General features: G+C 62.7%; 18 protein-coding genes and 1 pseudogene. 12 read left to right on the top strand and 7 right to left on the bottom strand.

What is annotated here, in order from left to right; all coding sequences use genetic code 11:
* Window positions 1-517 precede the first annotated feature (517 nt).
* A complete protein-coding gene (locus tag QZH52_RS37170; RefSeq protein ID WP_301816296.1) occupies window positions 518-733 on the bottom strand; it encodes a hypothetical protein in 216 nt (71 codons plus the stop codon).
* Between the two features lie 335 nt (window positions 734-1,068).
* Here QZH52_RS37170 and acs point away from each other — a divergent pair, with 335 nt between their 5' ends.
* The 3 genes from acs to QZH52_RS37155 are packed head-to-tail and all read left to right on the top strand — an operon-like array spanning window position 1,069 to window position 5,062.
* Window positions 1,069-3,033, top strand: coding sequence for an acetate--CoA ligase (gene acs, locus QZH52_RS37165; protein ID WP_301816295.1), 1,965 nt, complete (start codon window positions 1,069-1,071; stop codon window positions 3,031-3,033).
* Window positions 3,034-3,035: 2 nt separating this feature from the next.
* Complete coding sequence (locus QZH52_RS37160) at window positions 3,036-3,344, top strand: DUF485 domain-containing protein (protein WP_301816294.1); 309 nt, start codon at window positions 3,036-3,038, stop codon at window positions 3,342-3,344.
* Window positions 3,341-5,062 (top strand): cation acetate symporter, encoded by a 1,722-nt coding sequence (locus QZH52_RS37155; RefSeq protein ID WP_301816293.1) that lies wholly within the window; start codon window positions 3,341-3,343, stop codon window positions 5,060-5,062. Before QZH52_RS37160 ends, QZH52_RS37155 begins: the two co-directional genes overlap by 4 nt.
* A gap of 38 nt (window positions 5,063-5,100) precedes the next feature.
* On the opposite strand, the gene QZH52_RS37150 is transcribed toward QZH52_RS37155, so the two are convergent.
* The 3 genes from QZH52_RS37150 to QZH52_RS37140 all read right to left on the bottom strand — a co-directional run bounded on the left by QZH52_RS37150 (window position 5,101) and on the right by QZH52_RS37140 (window position 6,421).
* Window positions 5,101-5,373 carry a hypothetical protein gene (locus tag QZH52_RS37150; protein WP_301816292.1) on the bottom strand — a complete coding sequence of 91 codons (273 nt, stop codon included), beginning with the start codon at window positions 5,371-5,373 and terminating at the stop codon, window positions 5,101-5,103.
* Entirely contained in the window at window positions 5,348-5,614 is a 267-nt protein-coding gene (locus tag QZH52_RS37145; protein WP_301816291.1) for a hypothetical protein, read from the bottom strand. The genes QZH52_RS37150 and QZH52_RS37145 overlap by 26 nt, the downstream gene beginning before the upstream one ends.
* Before the next feature lie 117 nt (window positions 5,615-5,731).
* Window positions 5,732-6,421: a Crp/Fnr family transcriptional regulator gene (locus tag QZH52_RS37140; protein ID WP_301816290.1), complete on the bottom strand. Its 690-nt coding sequence runs from the start codon at window positions 6,419-6,421 to the stop codon at window positions 5,732-5,734.
* Window positions 6,422-6,555: 134 nt separating this feature from the next.
* Here QZH52_RS37140 and QZH52_RS37135 point away from each other — a divergent pair, with 134 nt between their 5' ends.
* Window positions 6,556-6,876, top strand: coding sequence for a hypothetical protein (locus tag QZH52_RS37135; RefSeq protein ID WP_301816289.1), 321 nt, complete (start codon window positions 6,556-6,558; stop codon window positions 6,874-6,876).
* 463 nt (window positions 6,877-7,339) lie between these two features.
* Window positions 7,340-7,711, top strand: coding sequence for a hypothetical protein (locus tag QZH52_RS37130; RefSeq protein ID WP_301816288.1), 372 nt, complete (start codon window positions 7,340-7,342; stop codon window positions 7,709-7,711).
* Between the two features lie 155 nt (window positions 7,712-7,866).
* On the opposite strand, the gene QZH52_RS37125 is transcribed toward QZH52_RS37130, so the two are convergent.
* The 3 genes from QZH52_RS37125 to QZH52_RS37115 form a co-directional block, all read right to left on the bottom strand.
* Window positions 7,867-8,586 carry a Crp/Fnr family transcriptional regulator gene (locus tag QZH52_RS37125; protein ID WP_301816287.1) on the bottom strand — a complete coding sequence of 240 codons (720 nt, stop codon included), beginning with the start codon at window positions 8,584-8,586 and terminating at the stop codon, window positions 7,867-7,869.
* Window positions 8,587-8,701: 115 nt separating this feature from the next.
* Complete coding sequence (locus QZH52_RS37120; RefSeq protein WP_301816286.1) at window positions 8,702-9,259, bottom strand: DUF1003 domain-containing protein; 558 nt, start codon at window positions 9,257-9,259, stop codon at window positions 8,702-8,704.
* A 610-nt stretch (window positions 9,260-9,869) separates the two neighbouring features.
* On the bottom strand, window positions 9,870-10,076 hold the full coding sequence (locus tag QZH52_RS37115; protein WP_301816285.1) for a hypothetical protein: 207 nt from the start codon (window positions 10,074-10,076) through the stop codon (window positions 9,870-9,872).
* Window positions 10,077-10,580: 504 nt separating this feature from the next.
* Between QZH52_RS37115 and QZH52_RS37110 the strand changes: the two genes are divergently transcribed.
* The 7 genes and pseudogenes from QZH52_RS37110 to QZH52_RS37080 all read left to right on the top strand — a co-directional run bounded on the left by QZH52_RS37110 (window position 10,581) and on the right by QZH52_RS37080 (window position 16,879).
* Window positions 10,581-10,847: an HU family DNA-binding protein gene (locus QZH52_RS37110; protein WP_436411677.1), complete on the top strand. Its 267-nt coding sequence runs from the start codon at window positions 10,581-10,583 to the stop codon at window positions 10,845-10,847.
* An 862-nt stretch (window positions 10,848-11,709) separates the two neighbouring features.
* A complete protein-coding gene (locus tag QZH52_RS37105; RefSeq protein ID WP_301816284.1) occupies window positions 11,710-12,021 on the top strand; it encodes a hypothetical protein in 312 nt (103 codons plus the stop codon).
* Window positions 12,022-12,369: 348 nt separating this feature from the next.
* Window positions 12,370-12,792: pseudogene (locus QZH52_RS37100) on the top strand (transposase); the annotation flags it as partial.
* A gap of 191 nt (window positions 12,793-12,983) precedes the next feature.
* Window positions 12,984-13,334, top strand: coding sequence for a hypothetical protein (locus tag QZH52_RS37095; protein WP_301816283.1), 351 nt, complete (start codon window positions 12,984-12,986; stop codon window positions 13,332-13,334).
* 831 nt (window positions 13,335-14,165) lie between these two features.
* A complete protein-coding gene (locus QZH52_RS37090) occupies window positions 14,166-14,567 on the top strand; it encodes a hypothetical protein (RefSeq protein ID WP_301816282.1) in 402 nt (133 codons plus the stop codon).
* A gap of 440 nt (window positions 14,568-15,007) precedes the next feature.
* Window positions 15,008-15,418 (top strand): hypothetical protein, encoded by a 411-nt coding sequence (locus QZH52_RS37085; protein WP_301816281.1) that lies wholly within the window; start codon window positions 15,008-15,010, stop codon window positions 15,416-15,418.
* Window positions 15,419-16,879, top strand: a complete 1,461-nt coding sequence (locus tag QZH52_RS37080; RefSeq protein ID WP_301816280.1) for an ATPase domain-containing protein — start codon at window positions 15,419-15,421, stop codon at window positions 16,877-16,879.
* Window positions 16,880-16,935 lie beyond the last annotated feature (56 nt).

Below are 16,935 nucleotides of genomic sequence, written 5' to 3'. Positions count from 1 at the left end.
AACTCATCGGTCACCACCCACGACTCAACACGTTTCGCCAAGATCTCGATCCATCGCCGCGCCCAATGCGGCTCGGATCGATAGTTTACCTATTTACGGATAAGTTCTTAGATGAATGCGGGATTCAAGTCGCCGCGAACCGAAGTTGCCTAAGTTGTTGATCTACATGGAGGCCGGGATCAAGGTTGAGAGAGCATCGACAGGTTCTCAGCTAACTCTGAACTTTTCTCACTTAACTCTGAACCCAGGCGTGGTCCATGCGGCAGCCGACGGCGGCGTGGCTACAGAGGGAAGAGCTCGACCGGGGCGAACTGACGGCGCGACCATGCCGTCTTAGGGAGGGGGAGATCGAGCACCCAGTTCGCTTGTCCCGGTTCTGCAAGCTGACGCGCTCGACCCTCCCATGAGAGCAGGATTTCCTCCACGACGCACAATGAGTTAGTGGAGAACGAACAACTTGCCGCTGCGCCGCAAGCCCGAGAATCGTTAGGATTGCTGCGGCGCTCCACGGCCGTTTTCAGCAGGGGGGGCTTGGTTTGTCGTACTTTCCAGCACTCGCAGGCCGTGTTGCAGATGCTGTCTTGCCGGATTCCGTCACGCGCATCACCGTGGCATGCCCCGAATAAGTACGCGCGCCCCGTCGATTCGACGCAGGAGGAATATCCGCTTCTATCAGTTTGGCCGTGAAAAGCACGGCACATTTCTCGATGTCGTCGTCGGCGTCAATGTTCATGGGAAGTCGAGCGCAACATAGGCGCTGGAGCAGTTGCATAGGCATGGTCATCCTTTACGTTGCTCAATTGCGGCGTCTCTTTTTGCGCGCGCATATGAGCCAGAAGGATGCGCCTGCTCGGTAGTCCCGGTCCGTGCGTCACCGCACATTGGGACGAACCGTCCGCCCCGGAGGGGTCGAAGAGCTCGTTCGAGTTCTCCGTGGCGCCGAGGAATCCCCCGTTGGTGTGCTAGCGCACAGACCCAAGCGCAGCTCAAGCGCAGGGTAGGGCTGTTGGCTTGCGGACCTTCAGCGTTTGACTAAGGGAATCCGGCTTCGCCACGCAAGGAGATGCAGTGAGCGAAAAAGCGATCATCTATTCGGTACCAGAGGCTGCCATGAAGGGCGCACACGTATCCGGCATGCCGGCCTATCTGAAGCTGGTGGCCGAGGCCGACGCCGATCACGGCGCTTACTGGGGACGGTTGGCCCGAGAGTTCGTGAGCTGGAAGACGCCCTTCACGGAATCACTCGATGAGCGAGAGGCGCCGTTCTTCAAGTGGTTCGAGGACGGTACGCTGAACGCCTCCTTTAACTGCCTGGATCGCCATGTCGAGCGCGGCCAGGGCGACAAGGTGGCCATCCTCTTCGAGGCCGACGACGGCCGCATCAACCGCGTCACCTATAGCGACCTGCTGGCACGCACTTGCCGCATGGCCAACGCCCTGAAGGCGCGCGGCGTCAAGAAGGGCGATCGCGTCGTGATCTATATGTCGATGAGCGTCGAAGGTGTCGTGGCGATGCAGGCCTGCGCCCGCATCGGCGCGACGCATTCGGTGGTGTTCGGCGGCTTCTCGGCGCAAAGCCTTCGCGAGCGCATCACGGGGGCGAGCGCAGTGATGGTGATCACTGCCGATGAGCAGTTGCGCGGCGGCAAGCAGCTTCCGCTCAAGGCCATTGTCGACGAAGCGATGGCGCTTGGCGGCTGCGAGTCGGTCAAGGACGTCATCGTGTACCGGCGCACGGGCCGCCAGATCGCCTGGGAGGCTTCGCGCGACCGCTGGATGCACGAGGAAACACAGGCGCAGGCTGACACCTGCGATCCCGAATGGGTCGGTGCGGAGCATCCGCTGTTCATCCTCTATACCTCGGGGTCGACCGGCAATCCCAAGGGCGTGCAGCACTCGACGGGTGGCTACCTGGTGCACGCAGCGGTCAGCTCGACCTGGACCTTCGACTTGAAGGACGATGACGTGTTCTGGTGCACTGCCGACATCGGCTGGGTCACCGGCCACACCTACATCACCTATGGTCCGCTCGCGATCGGAGCGACTCAGATCATTTTCGAAGGCGTGCCGACGTACCCAGATGCGGGCCGCTTCTGGAAAATGATCCAGGACCACAAGGTCAGCGTCTTCTACACCGCGCCGACCGCCATCCGCTCGCTGATCAAGGCGGCCGAGGCCAACGAGGCGGTGCATCCGAGGAGCTATGACCTCGGCAGCCTGCGCATCCTGGGTTCGGTGGGCGAGCCGATCAATCCGGCCGCCTGGGAGTGGTACCACCAGCACGTCGGCGGCGGCCGTTGCCCCATCGTCGACACCTTCTGGCAGACCGAGACCGGTGGTCACATGATCACGCCCCTGCCTGGCGCGACGCCGCTGGTGCCGGGCTCCTGCACGCTGCCCTTCCCCGGAATAGCAGCCGCTGTGGTCGACGAAACGGGCAACGACGTACCCAACGGCCAAGGCGGGCTCCTCGTGGTGAAGAAGCCCTGGCCCGGGATGATCCGCAACATCTGGGGCGATCCCGAGCGCTTCAAGAGCAGCTATTTTCCGCCGGAGCTCAAGGGCTACTACCTGGCGGGCGACGGCGCCATCCGCGACGCCGAGTCAGGGTACTTCACCATCACCGGCCGTATTGACGACGTGCTCAATGTGTCGGGCCACCGCATGGGCACGATGGAGATCGAGTCGGCGCTCGTGTCCTGCACGGCCCTGGTGGCCGAGGCGGCCGTCGTGGGGCGTCCGGACGAGACGACGGGTGAGACGATCTGCGCCTTCGTCGTGCTGAAAGGCCCGCGGCCGACCGGCGATGAAGCCAGGAAGGTTGCAACCGAGTTGCGCAACTGGGTGGCGAAGGCAATCGGCCCCATTGCCAAGCCGAAGGACATCCGCTTCGGCGACAACCTGCCCAAGACACGCAGCGGAAAGATCATGCGACGCCTGCTGCGGTCTATCGCCAAGGACGAAGCGATCACGCAAGACATCTCGACGCTCGAGAACCCGGCCGTCCTCGATCAGCTCATGGAAAGGAACTGACCATGGAAAGCGATCTGACGTCGAGAATCCTGCGCGACCCGAACTACCAGGCGCTCAAGTCGAAGCGTTCTCGCTTCGGCTGGTGGCTGGCGGCGGCAATGATGGTCGTGTACTACGGCTTCATCCTGCTGGTCGCCTTCGACAAGCCGTTCCTTGCAACCCGGCTGGGCAGCGGCGTCACGACGATCGGCATGCCGATCGGGCTCGCGGTCATCGTTTTCACCATCGTCATCACCGGCATCTACGTCAACCGGGCCAATGGCGAATACGACAGGTTGACCGACGCCATTGCCAAGGCGGTCCTGAAATGAGCGGCGCCCTCCTTGCGAAGGCGCTGGGCCTTGCGGTTCTGCTGGCGGCAGCCCAAGCCGCCCAGGCCGCCGGCGCCGATCTCGGCCAGCTCGAAAAGCAGCCCACCAACTGGACGGCCATCGGCATGTTTGCCGCCTTTGTCGTCGCCACGCTTTTCATTACCAAGTGGGCCGCAGCGAAGACCAAGAGCGCGGCCGACTTCTATACCGCCGGCGGCGGCATCACGGGCTTCCAGAACGGCATGGCGATCGCGGGCGACTACATGTCGGCCGCCTCGTTCCTTGGCATTTCCGCGGCGGTGATGATCGGCGGCTTCGACGGCCTGATCTATTCGATCGGTTTTCTGGTCGGCTGGCCGGTGGTGACCTTCCTGCTGGCCGAGCGGTTGCGCAACCTGGGAAAGTTCACCTTCGCCGATGTTGCGGCCTTTCGCTTCGAGCAGACGCCCGTGCGCGTGTTCGCGGCATCCGGTACGCTGGTCGTCGTGGCCTTCTACCTGATCGCCCAGATGGTCGGAGCGGGGCAGCTCATCAAGCTTCTCTTCGGCCTGGAGTACTGGATCGCGGTGGTCATCGTCGGCGCGCTGATGATGGTGTATGTGCTGTTCGGCGGCATGACGGCGACGACCTGGGTGCAGATCATCAAGGCCTGCCTGCTGCTCGCGGGCGCCACCTTCATGGCCTTCATGGTGCTTTGGAACTTCGGCTTCAGCCCCGAGGCGATGTTCGCGAAGGCGGTCGAAGTGAAGACCGCCATCGCAACCGCCGCGGGCAAGCCGCCCGCCGAGGCTGCGGCCGAAGGCTTCTCGATCATGGGGCCGGGAGGCTTCATCAAGGATCCGATCTCGGCGATCAGCTTCGGCATGGCGCTGATGTTCGGCACCGCCGGCTTGCCGCACATCCTGATGCGCTTCTTCACGGTGCCCAATGCCAAGGAGGCGCGCAAGTCGGTCCTGTGGGCAACCACCTGGATCGGCTACTTCTACGTGCTGACCTTCATCATCGGTTTCGGCGCCATCACCTTCGTGCTGACCGATCCGCAGTTCCTCGACGCCAAGGGCGGGCTGCTCGGCGGCGGCAATATGGCGGCGGTCCACCTCGCGAAAGCGGTGGGGGGCAACGTGTTCCTCGGGTTCATCTCGGCGGTGGCCTTCGCGACCATCCTGGCCGTGGTGGCGGGCTTGACCTTGTCCGGTGCCTCGGCGGTGTCGCACGATTTGTACGCGACCGTCTTCAAGAAGGGCAAGGCCGACAGCGTGGCCGAACTGAGGGTGTCGCGCATCACCACCGTGGCGCTGGGCTTCGTCGCGGTGGTCCTGGGCATCGTTTTCGAGAAGCAGAACATCGCGTTCATGGTGAGCCTGGCCTTCGCGATCGCTGCCTCCGCCAACTTCCCGGTGCTGCTGATGTCGGTGCTGTGGAAAGACTGCACCACCCGCGGCGCGGTCATCGGCGGATTTCTCGGGCTCGTCTCGTCGGTGGCGCTGACCGTCGTGTCGCCGGCAGTGTGGGAAGCGACGCTCGGAAATCCGAAGGGTTCCGCGCTCTTCCCGTACCAGTCGCCCGCGCTGTTCTCCATGACCATCGGCTTCGTCGGGATCTGGTTGTTCTCCGTTCTCGACAAGAGCCCACGCGCGGCCAAGGACCGGGCCGGGTTCCTGGCGCAGCAGGTGCGCTCGGAGACCGGCATCGGCGCGGAGGGAGCGTCCGGACACTGAAGTGTCGTTCGCCCCTCTCGGCCCGTGCGCCCTGCGGCCTATTCGATGCCCTTGCCCACAGCGTCGTGCAGGTCGTAGTCGCGGACCATCACCGGTTCGATGGAGCCGCCCGAGACGCGCCTGCGCACGGCCGCATCGATGACCTGGGCGTGAAGCTGGTAGGTCTCCAGCGGCTGGTCATCGATGGCGGTCGACCGATAACAGTAGTGCAGTGTTTCCTTTCGAATGGTCGCGCCGACGAGTGCGCCATCGATGGGCACCCAAAAATGGACGGAGCCCGAGGCCTCATGAAAGTAGGGAGGGTTCGACATGGGAGGTCCTGGGGTTGCTTTCGCGGCCGTCGATCCAGAGCGACGCCCTGGTTTCGATGGAATGGATGGCATCCCCGCCGTCGGCGAACTTTCTGCAGGAGATGATGTGGCACTGGCATGTCTCTTCGAAGTACAGCATCGCCCCGGCGGCCACGGTGCCGTCGAAGGAAACACCGGTGAGGTGGCTGCGTATCTCCCAGCCGTGATAGGAGAGGCGCACTGAGTCGCGGTCGTATTCCATGATGCCTCGCGTGAACAGGGACTGAGCCCGATGTTCCCTTGTACGCCGCGCACGGCCGGTCGTCAGTTCGGCAGCGTACAGAAGCAGCGCATCGGCCGTCGGATGCCGCGCACCGGGTCAAAGCAATCCGGCGTAGCTTTTCCTGTCCGCGGCATAGCAGGCACAGGCCGTCGCTTCGAGTCCCCGACGATCGAGCACGCTGAGGGTGCCGCGGTTGTACTCGATCAACCCGCTGCGCTGCAGCGAGCCGGCGGCCAGGGTGATACCGACGCGGCGCACACCCAGCATGTAGGCCAGAAATTCTTGAGTGACGTGGAAGCTGTCGGCATGGGCGCGGTCCTGGCTCATCAGGAGCCAACGCGCCAGGCGCGGGCCGATCTGGTGAAAACGCAGGCAGGCGGCCGACGCGGCCAGTTGTGAAAGCGAGACCTGTATGTAGCGGTCCAGCACCCTCTGCAGGGGCGCGCTGCGTGCAAGCTCGCGCCGGAAGTCGGCAGCGGTAATGCGCCAGGCCGCGCCGGCGCCCTGCACCAGGGCGCGCAAGGGAGCGATTTCCACACCGAGGACGAGATTCGAGCCCAGCATCCCTTCGCGACCCACCATGCCGACCTCCAGCCCGGGATGCTCGTCGATCTGCGCCACCAGCGAAATGAAGCCGTCAACCGGGAAGTAAACGTGCCGGGTGGCTGCACCCGGCTGGTGGATCACCTCTGCCAGGACCAGATGGATCGGTTCGCAGACATCCAGCAGACGCCTGCGGTCGTTGAGCGGGAGCAGTTCGATGAGGTGATTTTCGATCGCGGCCAAGGAATGCTCCGTGGAGTGGGACGAACCACTCTGCGCGCATTTGTCCGTTGCGACTGTCTGCCAGCGCACAGACCCGACGGCGATAACGTCCTATAAATGATTCTTGGATCAGCAAACGTCGGAAGAAGGCCTCCATGCAGAATCTCACACAACCCTTTGTCAAGCTTTCCGCCGCCAATGCGGATCTCATCACGCGTTTCGCGCAGTCGCAGGATGTGGCCGACCTGGTCAATACGAGCGCCCAGAAATACCTTGAACTGGCGCAGAAGGCCTTTGGAGGGATGCCCGCCTCCGAGGCCCAGGCGGACCTGATCCGCAGTCTCACGGACAACTACTCGACATTCGCGCGAGAACATGCCGAGAGCCTCATGGGGATGGCCGCCGAAGCACAGGCCCAATTGACTCAGCAGGTGGCGGAGGCCTCGAAGATCGTGAACCCGACAGCTTCAGGCTGAGGCTTGTCGCTCCGCGAGGGTGACGACGTCCTCGAACGGGTTCCACGAGGTGGCCGCATGGGAACGCCGTAAGCTTGCCGCCACAGCCGGAGCAAAAACTGGCGTCGTCGCCGTTGACGGCGCCCTTTTGCAAGACGGCGCCTGAGCGGCGTCTGCACGGCGACGCGCACCGCGCGGCCCGATGCGCGACCCATGACACTTCTGCGCGTCTAAATGACGATCTTGTCCGGAAGTCCCCTCGAACGTGGAGTTCTACGTGCTCCAACGCACAGACGCGAGACAAGACGACCCGTATAAAAGCGGCAGAGGTTGGGCGCGACAGCTGGCGGCCTCTGCGAGCGAATCGAAATGCAAGAGCAGCATGCCTTGTCTTCCGCTTCGGTGCGCCGCTACCGAAGCTGTTGGTGGGGCACCTTTTCTCCGGCAGCTTCGATGGCCGGCGGTAGCCGGCAAAAGGTAACCCATGAACGACATGACCCAACCCTTCACCAACCTGGCCTCGGCCAACGCTGCGCTCGTCACGAACTTTGCGCAGTCGCCGGCGATGTTCGAAATGGCGAACGCCAACGTCCAAAAGTACTTCGAGCTGGTACAGCAATCATTCGGTCGCGTAGTCGTCTCCGACGTTTATCCGGACCTGATCCGCAAGCTCACGGAAAACTACTCGACGTTCGCGCGAGAGTATTCGGAAAGCCTTATGGGTTGGTCCACCGAGGGGCAGAGCCTGTGGGCGCAACAGGCTCAGGCGGCGTCGGATCTCCTCGCCGAATCGGGCAATACGACGACTGCGATGGACAGGATGTCGGACACAGTCAAGCACCTGCGCGCCAGATAAAGGCATTTCTGCGGGTGCGACGATCCGATCTCCCGCCGGCGAGTACCTCGCTCGTGACCGCCTGTGCATGGGTGGCGCCAGTCTGCCCGCAGACGTGCAGTGCGACTGCCTGCCATCGGGCAGACCCCGGGATGAATTGCGGTGCCGGAGGGAGATCAGATCGCGGTCGTTGAAGGAAGAAGCCGATCGTACTCGTTCTTGACCACCGCATAGCACTCGCAGGTGCGCCCCTCCAGTCCCTTGCGGTCGAGCACTGAGATACGGCCTCGCGAGTAGCGTATCAGGCCAGCATGCTGGAGCTTGAGCGCGCCCTCCGTCACCCCTTCGCGACGGACGCCGAGCATGTTGGCGATCAGCTCCTGCGTCATCACGAGCTCGCTGCCCTCCAGGCGGTCCAGGCTCAGCAGCAGCCATCGGCACAACTGCTGGTCCAGCGAGTGGTGCCGGTTGCACACGGCGGTCTGTGCCATCTGCGTGATCAACGCCTGCGTGTAGCGCAACAGCAGGTGCAGCACCGGGCCGGCCCGGTCGAACTCGTCCTTCATGACCTGCGCCGTCAACCGGAAACCCCGACCGGCGCTCTGCACGACCGCGCGGCTGGGCGTCGATTCGCCTCCCATGAAGAGTGAGATTCCGACGATGCCCTCATTGCCGACCACCGCGATCTCGGCCGAGGCCCCGTTCTCCATCACGTACAGCAACGACACGATGGCGGTGGTCGGAAAGTACACGTGGCTCAGTGTCTTGCCGGATTCGTAAAGCACCTGGCCCAAGGGCATGTCGACCGCTTGAAGTTGCGGTAGCCACCGCGCCCACTCCGCCTCGGGCAGGGCGGCTAGCAGACGGTTGCTCAACGGGTCGGAGGATTGACTCATGACGAACCTCCTTGGAAATCGGATTCGTTCGGAGCGCACTCCCGCAGCGCGTCCGACGCAAGGCCAGTATAGGGATACTGGGCCCTTCTGTGCGCTATCGCACAGACCGGGGGCGCTATGGCACCTGCGCTCGTTTCTCGATCAACCCTGTCAGCAGCGCAAGTTGCTGCTTCTGGATCTCCAGCAGTTCTTCCCATTGCCTCTCGCGCAATTGATCGATCTTGTCGTGCAGCAGCATGATCTCGAGTTCGGCCTTGAGGTTGACCTCGTAGTCGTGTTCCGCATGGATCCGGTCCTTCTCGGATTGCCGGTTCTGCGACATCAGGATGATCGGCGCCTGCACTGCCGCCAGCATGGAGAGAAACAGGTTGAGCAGGATGAACGGGTAAGGGTCGAAGGTCGTGCCGCGCGTCGCGAAGAGCAGGGCATTGAGCGCGACCCACAGCAGCATGGTGGCGCCGAAGAGTCCGACGAAGGTCCAGGAGCCGCCGAACGACGCGACCGCGTCTGCCGCGCGCTGGCCCCTTGACTGCCCGGCATCGGCCTCCTGCACGACATTGCGCGAAACGGGCGTTCGCTCCGCGACATGTCGCGCGATACGCCGGGTCCGCTCGTCGAGGTCGTCGAAGGGCAAACCCAGAAGCTTTGTTGCGATGTCGTCGAGCTGATGCATGAATGCAAACCGACTACGCCGACCGGAGTGTCCTCATCCGCCGTGAGGCCATGCGGAGATCCGCTCTGTGCTCCAGGACTGCTCTCAAGATGGATTCGGACGACCAGATGGCTGGCGCAGTGGCCTCTTTATCGATCTCGGCGCACAGGGTCTCGTCGAATAGTGGCTCCAGGCCGTTCACCAGCCTGGTCTCGACCGCGAGAACGAAAGCGCGGTGCGGGGCGTCGGGCATGACGCGCCCATTCAGATAGTCGAGGACCAGAGTCTCGGCGGCAAACAGGGAGAGTGACATTGCGTCGCCCGATGATGGAATGACGATAGGGTAGCGAGGGGCGCCATCGGCGTCTGTTCGATACCGAACACATGCGAGGGACAAGAGCGGTGGGGAGGGAGCGGCCTACATTGATCCCGACGACGCCGCGGCCATTGCCGCAAGGATCGAAGGATCGGCGTCCCGCCCTGACGAGATGCGCAAGGTCGGACTCGCCAATGCCTCGTCTTATACCTGCACACGGATGGCGTCCAGCTATGTCGAAACCTATCGCAGGGCGCTAAAGAACGCAAAGGCCTCTCGGCCGGCCGGGAGTGGAACGGGGGCACCGATCAGAGACTACGGGTTGTCGACGAGCGCCTTGATCGCCGCGATGGCTTCGTGCCTTGCCTCGTGGAGCGCCGCTCCCTCAGTGCGTGCACCGGTTTCGACATTCGCGACAGGTATCCGGTCGTGGATTTGGTAGGACCAGGTCCAACGCTCCCCGATGTGCAAGACGACGATCGTCACCCGGTGCCCGTGATGTTCAAACTGCGCGTTCGCCATGCGATGCCTCCGACAGGCGCGAACCTCGGCTGCCCCCTTGCCTCAGATGCAGGAGCGTTTGCTCCACAAGGACATGCCTGGCGAAAGCCAGCAGATCGCCCTCCGACGGACCGGGCCCATTGCCGCACAGTTGCTCCCGAAAAGCGAGAACGATCCTGTCGTGAGCGAGCTGACGTGCAGCCAAGGCTTGCGCGATCAGTAAATCCTCAGACATTGCTCCGGCGGCCGGGTCCATGACTTTGCTCCGAATTCAGGTTACCTCTTTGTCTGGAGAATCTGGGACAGTCGCCGGCATCGAGGTACCACGCTTGCGAGTGGGTGCCGAAGCAACCTCTACCAGCGCCGGACTGACTGTCGCCTTGGAGCATGGGGCGATTCGTGGGCCCCGTCTGTGCGCCGCCGCACGGCCCGCCGAGCGTGGAACCGTGGTACGTGTGGACGCGTCACGGGTGCGTTGAGCGCCTGTGGTGGCGAGGAGGCTAGTTCAAGGGTGCGCCACGAATCGTGTCTGAAGCCATCGCCGCGGATACCAACCTCACCAAGGCCGACGCTGCCCGAGCTTTGGATTCCGCGCTCGAGAACCTGGCCGGCGCCTTGGCCAAAGGCGAGGGCGTGCAGTTGGTTGGCTTCGGCAACTTCATCGTTTCGAACCGCGCCGAACGTTCGGGTCGCAATCCGCCAACCGGCGAGCCTGTGACTATGAAGGCGAGCAAGGCCGTGAAGTTCACTGCTGGCAAGTCCTTGAAGCATGCGGTGAATGGAGCGGTGTGATTTCACGCTTGCTTGGCGTCCTTGACCTGGATTACGGATCAGCTTGTTGCTTCTAGTCGGATTTCTCTGGCGAAGTCGGAAACCCATGAGAGCGGACGGCTGGGTTTTGCTTCGCGACCGGCAGGTTGTCGCTCGTCGACCCGGCCAGTCGCAGTGGCGCGATCAGCTCCCGAATTCGACTGGTTGCCGCCGCTCGAACTGCTGCGCCGAACGACGGAGAGACCGACGTCGGCGACTGACTGCGCACGGCTGACCTGCACCGCTGAACGACGGGCGGCCATGCCCACCGCTTCGCGGTCGCCGTCGCCGCGCCGCCCCTCAGTTCCGGCGGAGTGCACCCGAAATGTGCGGCGGGAAGACAGACGGTTGTCTCGCCGGGTCGAGTGGGGCTGAGGTTCCCTCGGTACGTAAGGATTCGCCAAGAGCCGCACGACCGGTGCGGTGTCGATGTTCAGCTCGTGCGGGGACGGCCCCATTTCGGGATGCAAGCGATATTCCCGCTTACTCTCGCGTTGTAACGCTCAATGGCAGGTAGGTCGGAGTCGTACATGTCTCGCGTGCCTTGTCATTTGGTGTCCAGACCTCAAGCCGAGGCCTCCGCAAGTTCATAGTGCATGTGGCGCAGCTCAAGTCCAAGGAGAGGTCCCATCTGTGCGGACGCTCGAGAGCTGTCGGGCACCCTAGCCATGGCCTCTCGCGGCGACGAACCCGCGCGCAGGGACCCGAGCCCCATTGGACCTGCAGCAAGCCAAACCCCCTGAACATTCCAGTATGTAATACAAATTGACTATTGATGAGCGTCGGCCGCTAAATGGTCCGGGCCGCCCATTTCGCACGGCCTGAGGTCAGCAAGGAGTCACACATGTCAGCTGCTGTTGTTCAGTATGTATTCAAACCCAACCCGGGCACCAAGATGCAAGACCTGCTCGGGATTATTAAAGAAGCTGCCGAAATGTGGAGGAAGCATGGCGCGGATGTGAGCCTTTGGAGTGTGCAAGTTGGTGAGGTTGGGAACATGACTTTCGTCGCGCGTTCCGAATCGACCGCGAAACTAGGGGCCACCCTCGACGCCCTCAACAACGACCCGAACTTCGCTGCTTGGCGTGCCAAGAACGTCGAGGCGGGATTGGCAACCTGGGTGCGTAGCAATCAGGCTTACGAAATCCCAATCTGAGCGTCATCCGTTCAGAGGAGAGACGCGCCCGCGAACGACTGGTTCTGGCCCGGTAGGCCCAGTTCGAGGGACCGGATTCGAGCGCGTACTTCAGACTGGTTGCGGCCGGTCGAATTTCTAGGGCAAACGACGGCGATCATTGAAAGCTGACTTTCTGCCTTTCGTTCGTGACCGGCTCGTCTACTTTGGAAGCTCACCTCAAACCTCAATATAGAGAGGGGAAGCGAGGGGGCCTCGCCGCTTTGGCGGATTCTGGTGAGCCGAGGGTTAAGGCAACGCTGATCAATAGGTCGCTGCGGCCACGGCCCGTGCATGCGTGAAGGCATCGCAAGTCACAGCACCACCGAGATGAACCAACGCAGCTTTGCCACCGCCGAGTACGCGATGAAGAAGAAGCGCACGCGGCGCGAGAAGTTCTTGGCTGACATGGAGCGCGTCGAGCCGTGGTCTCGTCTGATTGCCGTGATCGAGCCGCTGTACCCCACTCGCGGGCGCGTCGGCCGAGAGCCGATCGGCGTTCCCCGGATGCTGCGCATGTACGGCCTCCAGCAGTGGTACGGCCTGGCCGGCGAGGCGCTGGAGGACGCGCTGCACGACAGCCAGGCGCTGCGCGACTTCGTGGGGATCGGCCTCTCGCGGGAGCCGGTGCCCGACGCCACCACGCTGCCGAAGTTCAGACGCCTGCTGCTGGACAACGACCTCAGCAAGGCGGTGTTCGAGGAGACCAACGACCATCTTGCCGAGCAAGGCCTTCTGATGCGCGCGGGCACCTGTTGGGCCGGTGCCGCAATTGCCGGTTCCGGACCTCGGCCTTGGCGCGAGCGGTGGCGCTGGCCAAGGCGCCGGGTTACAGAAAGACCTCCTTTGGGGTGTCGTCCTGCATTCACTCCGCAATGCGGCTTGCATCGCAGGCCCATGATTCGTGGCACCTTTCGACAGGTTCCATCGAACTGGAGGGCCCAATGACTGAGCAACGAAATCCTTTGACCCCGGACGCAGAGGCAGGCGTCGAGAAATCCCCTGCGGGCTTGGGTAGCGCGGGCGCCGCGCCGGTGAGCGGCTTTGCCAACCTCGAAGACAAGGGCGGATGGCTGACCTTCCGCGTCACGCGGGCTGGTGGTTCCATACCGGTGCGCATCACGCGAGAGACGATGGAAGACCACTTTGGAGCAGGGCCGGGCGACAAAGGCCTTGCCGAGGCCTACCTTCAGCACGGTGAGACCATCAATGCGAAGGTGTTGGAGCTGGCTCCAGCGGGAGACGTGTACTCGACAGAGAACCCGTTGAAGCTCAGCACCGGAGATTTCGAATAGGGGTGCCATCACCGCGCGCGCTCCTTGAAGGCGATTCACGATCTGCGGCGCGCTGTCCTTCAAGCAGGCCCTGCGCTGGCCTGCATGCCGGTGCCATTACCCTTGGGCACCATCTAGGAAGTTCCCAAGAGGCGCGAATCATGCCCACAAACCCCAGCACTCCGATCTCCGATGGCCACTCGCTCGAATACCGCGGCTTTCGCTTTGAGCTAGGCACAGAGCCCGTCCGCGGCGGCTATCGGCCCATCGTCCTTCTTGTTCGGACTCCCGCGGATGAGGAAGAGACGCGACTGCCCAACGACACGGAGGAAATTGTGTATGGGACCGAGGCTGAAGCGACCCGTCACGCCGAGCAGCAGGCAATGCGCTGGGTTCATGACCGCACCGGAGACGGGCAGGGGCAGTACTAAGTGCCGACCACAGTGAACGAGTGCGCTGCGCGCTTCATTGGTGTGCGCGGGTGCGATCATGCCGAGATACAAGTAGGTCAGGCTTCACTTGGCGCACGGCGATCATAGAGTGGTTGCCGTGATCTGGGTCCACAACGACTCGGCGATCACGACTTAAGGATGGGCGATCCACTCGTGCCTTTTCTGCCAATTTCTCAGGTCCATGCTTGGATTTCGCACAGCCGGTTGAAGCCGACACACTTCTATCCCATTGCGCGAGATCGCGCTGATGCACTGGGAAATGCGCCCTCGGTCCAGGACTCGGAGTCGATCAGCCATCGAGCAGTGAAACGAAAAAACCCGGCGAAGCGGGCAAGACCAATGGTTGGTCGAAGGAGGTCCAGATGATGGAGCGAATCTCTGAACCAGTGCTGAACGAGATGTGCATCTTGGAAGGCGACTCTTCCGCCAAAATGCGCCGATTTGCAACCGATACGAGACGCCGGAGGAGTGGGAAGTCGAGCGCTTCTGGCACATCGGCCGCACAACCAACTGCGCCTGCCGCGCCAAGTGTTTCCTCGTGCACCGGTCCGTCCATCCGGAGCGCGCGGGAAGCCTCCGGCTACGAGCGCACAGCGGCCAGCTTCGACGATCCAAACTGGGAGAGCGGGAAAACAAGTGGTGGCAGTTCCGGCGCGCCGAGCAGGACAAGCGCTCGCTGATCGCGATCAAGCTGGGCGACGTCGATCAGTGGCTCGCGCGCACCATGGACGTGGAAAGGCAGATCATGCGACTGATGCCGGTCGAGGTGTTCGGCGCTGAGCCGATGATTGCACTGGGCTGATGCTATCGATGGGCTGGAAACCGTGGCGCACGGGGGCCACCAGCCACGAGCAGCCGCTGCCCATTTGACGAGCGGCGACCGCTAGCTGACGAAAGGAAGCCGTCATCCAGTGCGGGCGGGGCGCCGCGCCACAGATTTAGAGCCGCTTAGATTGAGCCACCTGTGCGCAGCGAGCAAGGTGAGGGAACCCCGAGCGAAGCTTGTCGAACATCAGGCCTGATTTCTGCCCCAGCGTCTCGTTCGGAATCCGTTGACCAACTGGCAGTGGTTGCGGCGGTGCAGCATTCTTGCTCAAAAGCAGCGGTCCGGCCCTTGCGCGGGATGAACGCCCGGAATGTCGTTCCCCGCATGATAAAAGCTACTTGCGGATAGGCTCTAGGGGCATGCCGAGCTGGGCTCAATTGCCCGACAATGGATTTCCATACCCAAGCCGGAGGGCCATGCGCGAAGACATCATCAAGCAGGCGCTATCTGAACGCTACGGCGACGGCTCTGACCCGGGCCCCATTGCTGAGGCCACGACTACTCTTTTGCGTTTGCTTCACGCCGAGCTTGCATTGGTTGTGGGCGCTCAGGCGTCGGCGGCACTGGTTGTGCACGCCGTACATCGCACGCGCTCGAAGCTGGATTGGACCGCGCCACCCGCCGCCGCGCCCGAAACACTGCTCGTGGCGTTGCACGACGACCTGGCGGCACGCCCGACCGCTGATTGCCTGTTTGCAGGGGAGACCCTCATTTTCGCCCTGGTCGACCACCTCATTTCCCTGATCGGCGAACCATTGACCCTTCGCATGTTGATTTCGGCTTGGAGCACGCACGGTGCTGACCAGTCCTCCCAGGAGAACCTCTAAATGACCAACAAGGTTGTCATCCGACGACTGCCCACCGGCGTGCCGGGCTTGGACGCGCTGCTCGGCGGCGGGCTGGCGGAATTTTCTTTCAACCTGATCGCGGGAGCACCAGGGTCGGGCAAGACGACCCTCGCGCACCAGATCATGTTCGCGCTGGCCAACCCGGACCGGCGCGCCATCTTCTTCACCGTCCTCGGTGAGCCACCACTGAAGATGCTGCGCTACCAGCAGCAATACAACTTCTTCGACGCTGCCAAGGTAAACGACTCGATTCGGTTCATCAACCTGGCTGATGAAATCGTGGCCGGTGACTACGACCGCGTCCTGAACCGGATCGTGGAAGAGGTCGAGCGTTTCGGGCCGTCCCTGGTGATGGTGGACTCGTTTCGATCCGTCATCCAGTCGGCAAAGAGCGCCGGCAGGGATGAGATGGATCTGCAGCACTTCGTGCAGCGTCTCGGCATGCTGTTGACGACGTGGGAAGCCACGACCTTCCTGATCGGGGAGTACGTCGCTTTCGAGAGCGAAGCCAACCCCATCTTCACCGTCGCGGACGGCATCGTGTGGATGGCCCAGTCCATCGAGCGGAATTCGGTCGTTCGCAAGCTTCAGATCATGAAGATGCGAGGCCACGCGACCATTCCAGGCCTTCACACCTTTCGCATCAGCGACGACGGCGTCCAGATCTTTCCGCGCACCATCGCCGTGAGAGCAACGGTGCCTGAAAGCAGAGCCGGCGGCCTCGACGCCGCTCCTGCTCGTCTCTCCATGGGCGTGCCATTGCTGGACGATTTGATGGGGGGCGGGCTACCGGTTGGCTATTCTTTGCTGGTCGCAGGTCCCTCCGGCTCGGGCAAATCGCAGCTTGCCGCAGCCTTCCTGGCGGAGGGAGCGAGGGCGGGTGAGAAGGGAGTCATCGCGGCCTTCGAGAAGAGCCCGGCGCGATCGCATCAGGTGCGACTGGATGAACTCATCGCCAGTGGCGAAGTGGGCGTCATCGATACGCGCGCGCTCGACCTGTCGATAGACGAGACCCTCCATGCGTTGACCGAACTGATCGGGCGCACCGGCGCAACGCGCGTCGTCATCGATTCCATCTCGGGGTTCGAGCTCGCGTTGGCGCCAAGCTTCCGGGAAGATTTCCGGGAGTCGCTGCATCGGATGATTGCGGTGCTGACAGGCATGGGGGCCGCCGTCCTGATGATTTCCGAGTTGGAAGACCGCTATACCGACCTGCGCTTCAGCCCCTACGGCGCGGCATTCCTCACGGACGCGATCATCGTGCAGCGCTACGTCGAGCTCGAAGGTCAGCTCAAGCGCGTCATGGCCGTGGTCAAGATTCGCAACAGCGACCACAGCCATGAACTTCGACCTTACGAGATCACTGATGGGGGCATCGTGATCGGCCAGCCCACCCCCGGCATGGTGGGGTTGTTGACCGGTCATCCGCTCCCGTCATAAGGTTATCTTCCATCCACCATGACTGCCGAACTCGCAGACTCCGCAGACTCTCAAGG

Origin of the sequence: Variovorax ginsengisoli, from assembly GCF_030486595.1 — a bacterium.
Classification (GTDB): Bacteria; Pseudomonadota; Gammaproteobacteria; order Burkholderiales; family Burkholderiaceae_C; genus Variovorax; species Variovorax ginsengisoli_B.
The sequence above is the reverse complement of the archived record's forward strand: the minus strand, read 5'-3'. Positions and strand labels throughout refer to the sequence as shown.

What these genes read in the sequence shown, in the direction of transcription:
- QZH52_RS37115 (WP_301816285.1), bottom strand. Translation starts at nt 10,076, where the DNA reads ATGGCGAACGCGCAGTTTGAACATCACGGGCACCGGGTGACGATCGTC.
- QZH52_RS37080 (WP_301816280.1), top strand. Translation starts at nt 15,419, where the DNA reads ATGACCAACAAGGTTGTCATCCGACGACTGCCCACCGGCGTGCCGGGC.
- QZH52_RS37085 (WP_301816281.1), top strand. Translation starts at nt 15,008, where the DNA reads ATGCGCGAAGACATCATCAAGCAGGCGCTATCTGAACGCTACGGCGAC.
- QZH52_RS37130 (WP_301816288.1), top strand. Translation starts at nt 7,340, where the DNA reads ATGAACGACATGACCCAACCCTTCACCAACCTGGCCTCGGCCAACGCT.
- QZH52_RS37150 (WP_301816292.1), bottom strand. Translation starts at nt 5,373, where the DNA reads ATGTCGAACCCTCCCTACTTTCATGAGGCCTCGGGCTCCGTCCATTTT.
- QZH52_RS37155 (WP_301816293.1), top strand. Translation starts at nt 3,341, where the DNA reads ATGAGCGGCGCCCTCCTTGCGAAGGCGCTGGGCCTTGCGGTTCTGCTG.
- QZH52_RS37160 (WP_301816294.1), top strand. Translation starts at nt 3,036, where the DNA reads ATGGAAAGCGATCTGACGTCGAGAATCCTGCGCGACCCGAACTACCAG.
- QZH52_RS37125 (WP_301816287.1), bottom strand. Translation starts at nt 8,586, where the DNA reads ATGAGTCAATCCTCCGACCCGTTGAGCAACCGTCTGCTAGCCGCCCTG.
- QZH52_RS37145 (WP_301816291.1), bottom strand. Translation starts at nt 5,614, where the DNA reads ATGGAATACGACCGCGACTCAGTGCGCCTCTCCTATCACGGCTGGGAG.
- QZH52_RS37095 (WP_301816283.1), top strand. Translation starts at nt 12,984, where the DNA reads ATGACTGAGCAACGAAATCCTTTGACCCCGGACGCAGAGGCAGGCGTC.
- QZH52_RS37120 (WP_301816286.1), bottom strand. Translation starts at nt 9,259, where the DNA reads ATGCATCAGCTCGACGACATCGCAACAAAGCTTCTGGGTTTGCCCTTC.
- QZH52_RS37170 (WP_301816296.1), bottom strand. Translation starts at nt 733, where the DNA reads ATGAACATTGACGCCGACGACGACATCGAGAAATGTGCCGTGCTTTTC.
- QZH52_RS37135 (WP_301816289.1), top strand. Translation starts at nt 6,556, where the DNA reads ATGCAGAATCTCACACAACCCTTTGTCAAGCTTTCCGCCGCCAATGCG.
- QZH52_RS37105 (WP_301816284.1), top strand. Translation starts at nt 11,710, where the DNA reads ATGTCAGCTGCTGTTGTTCAGTATGTATTCAAACCCAACCCGGGCACC.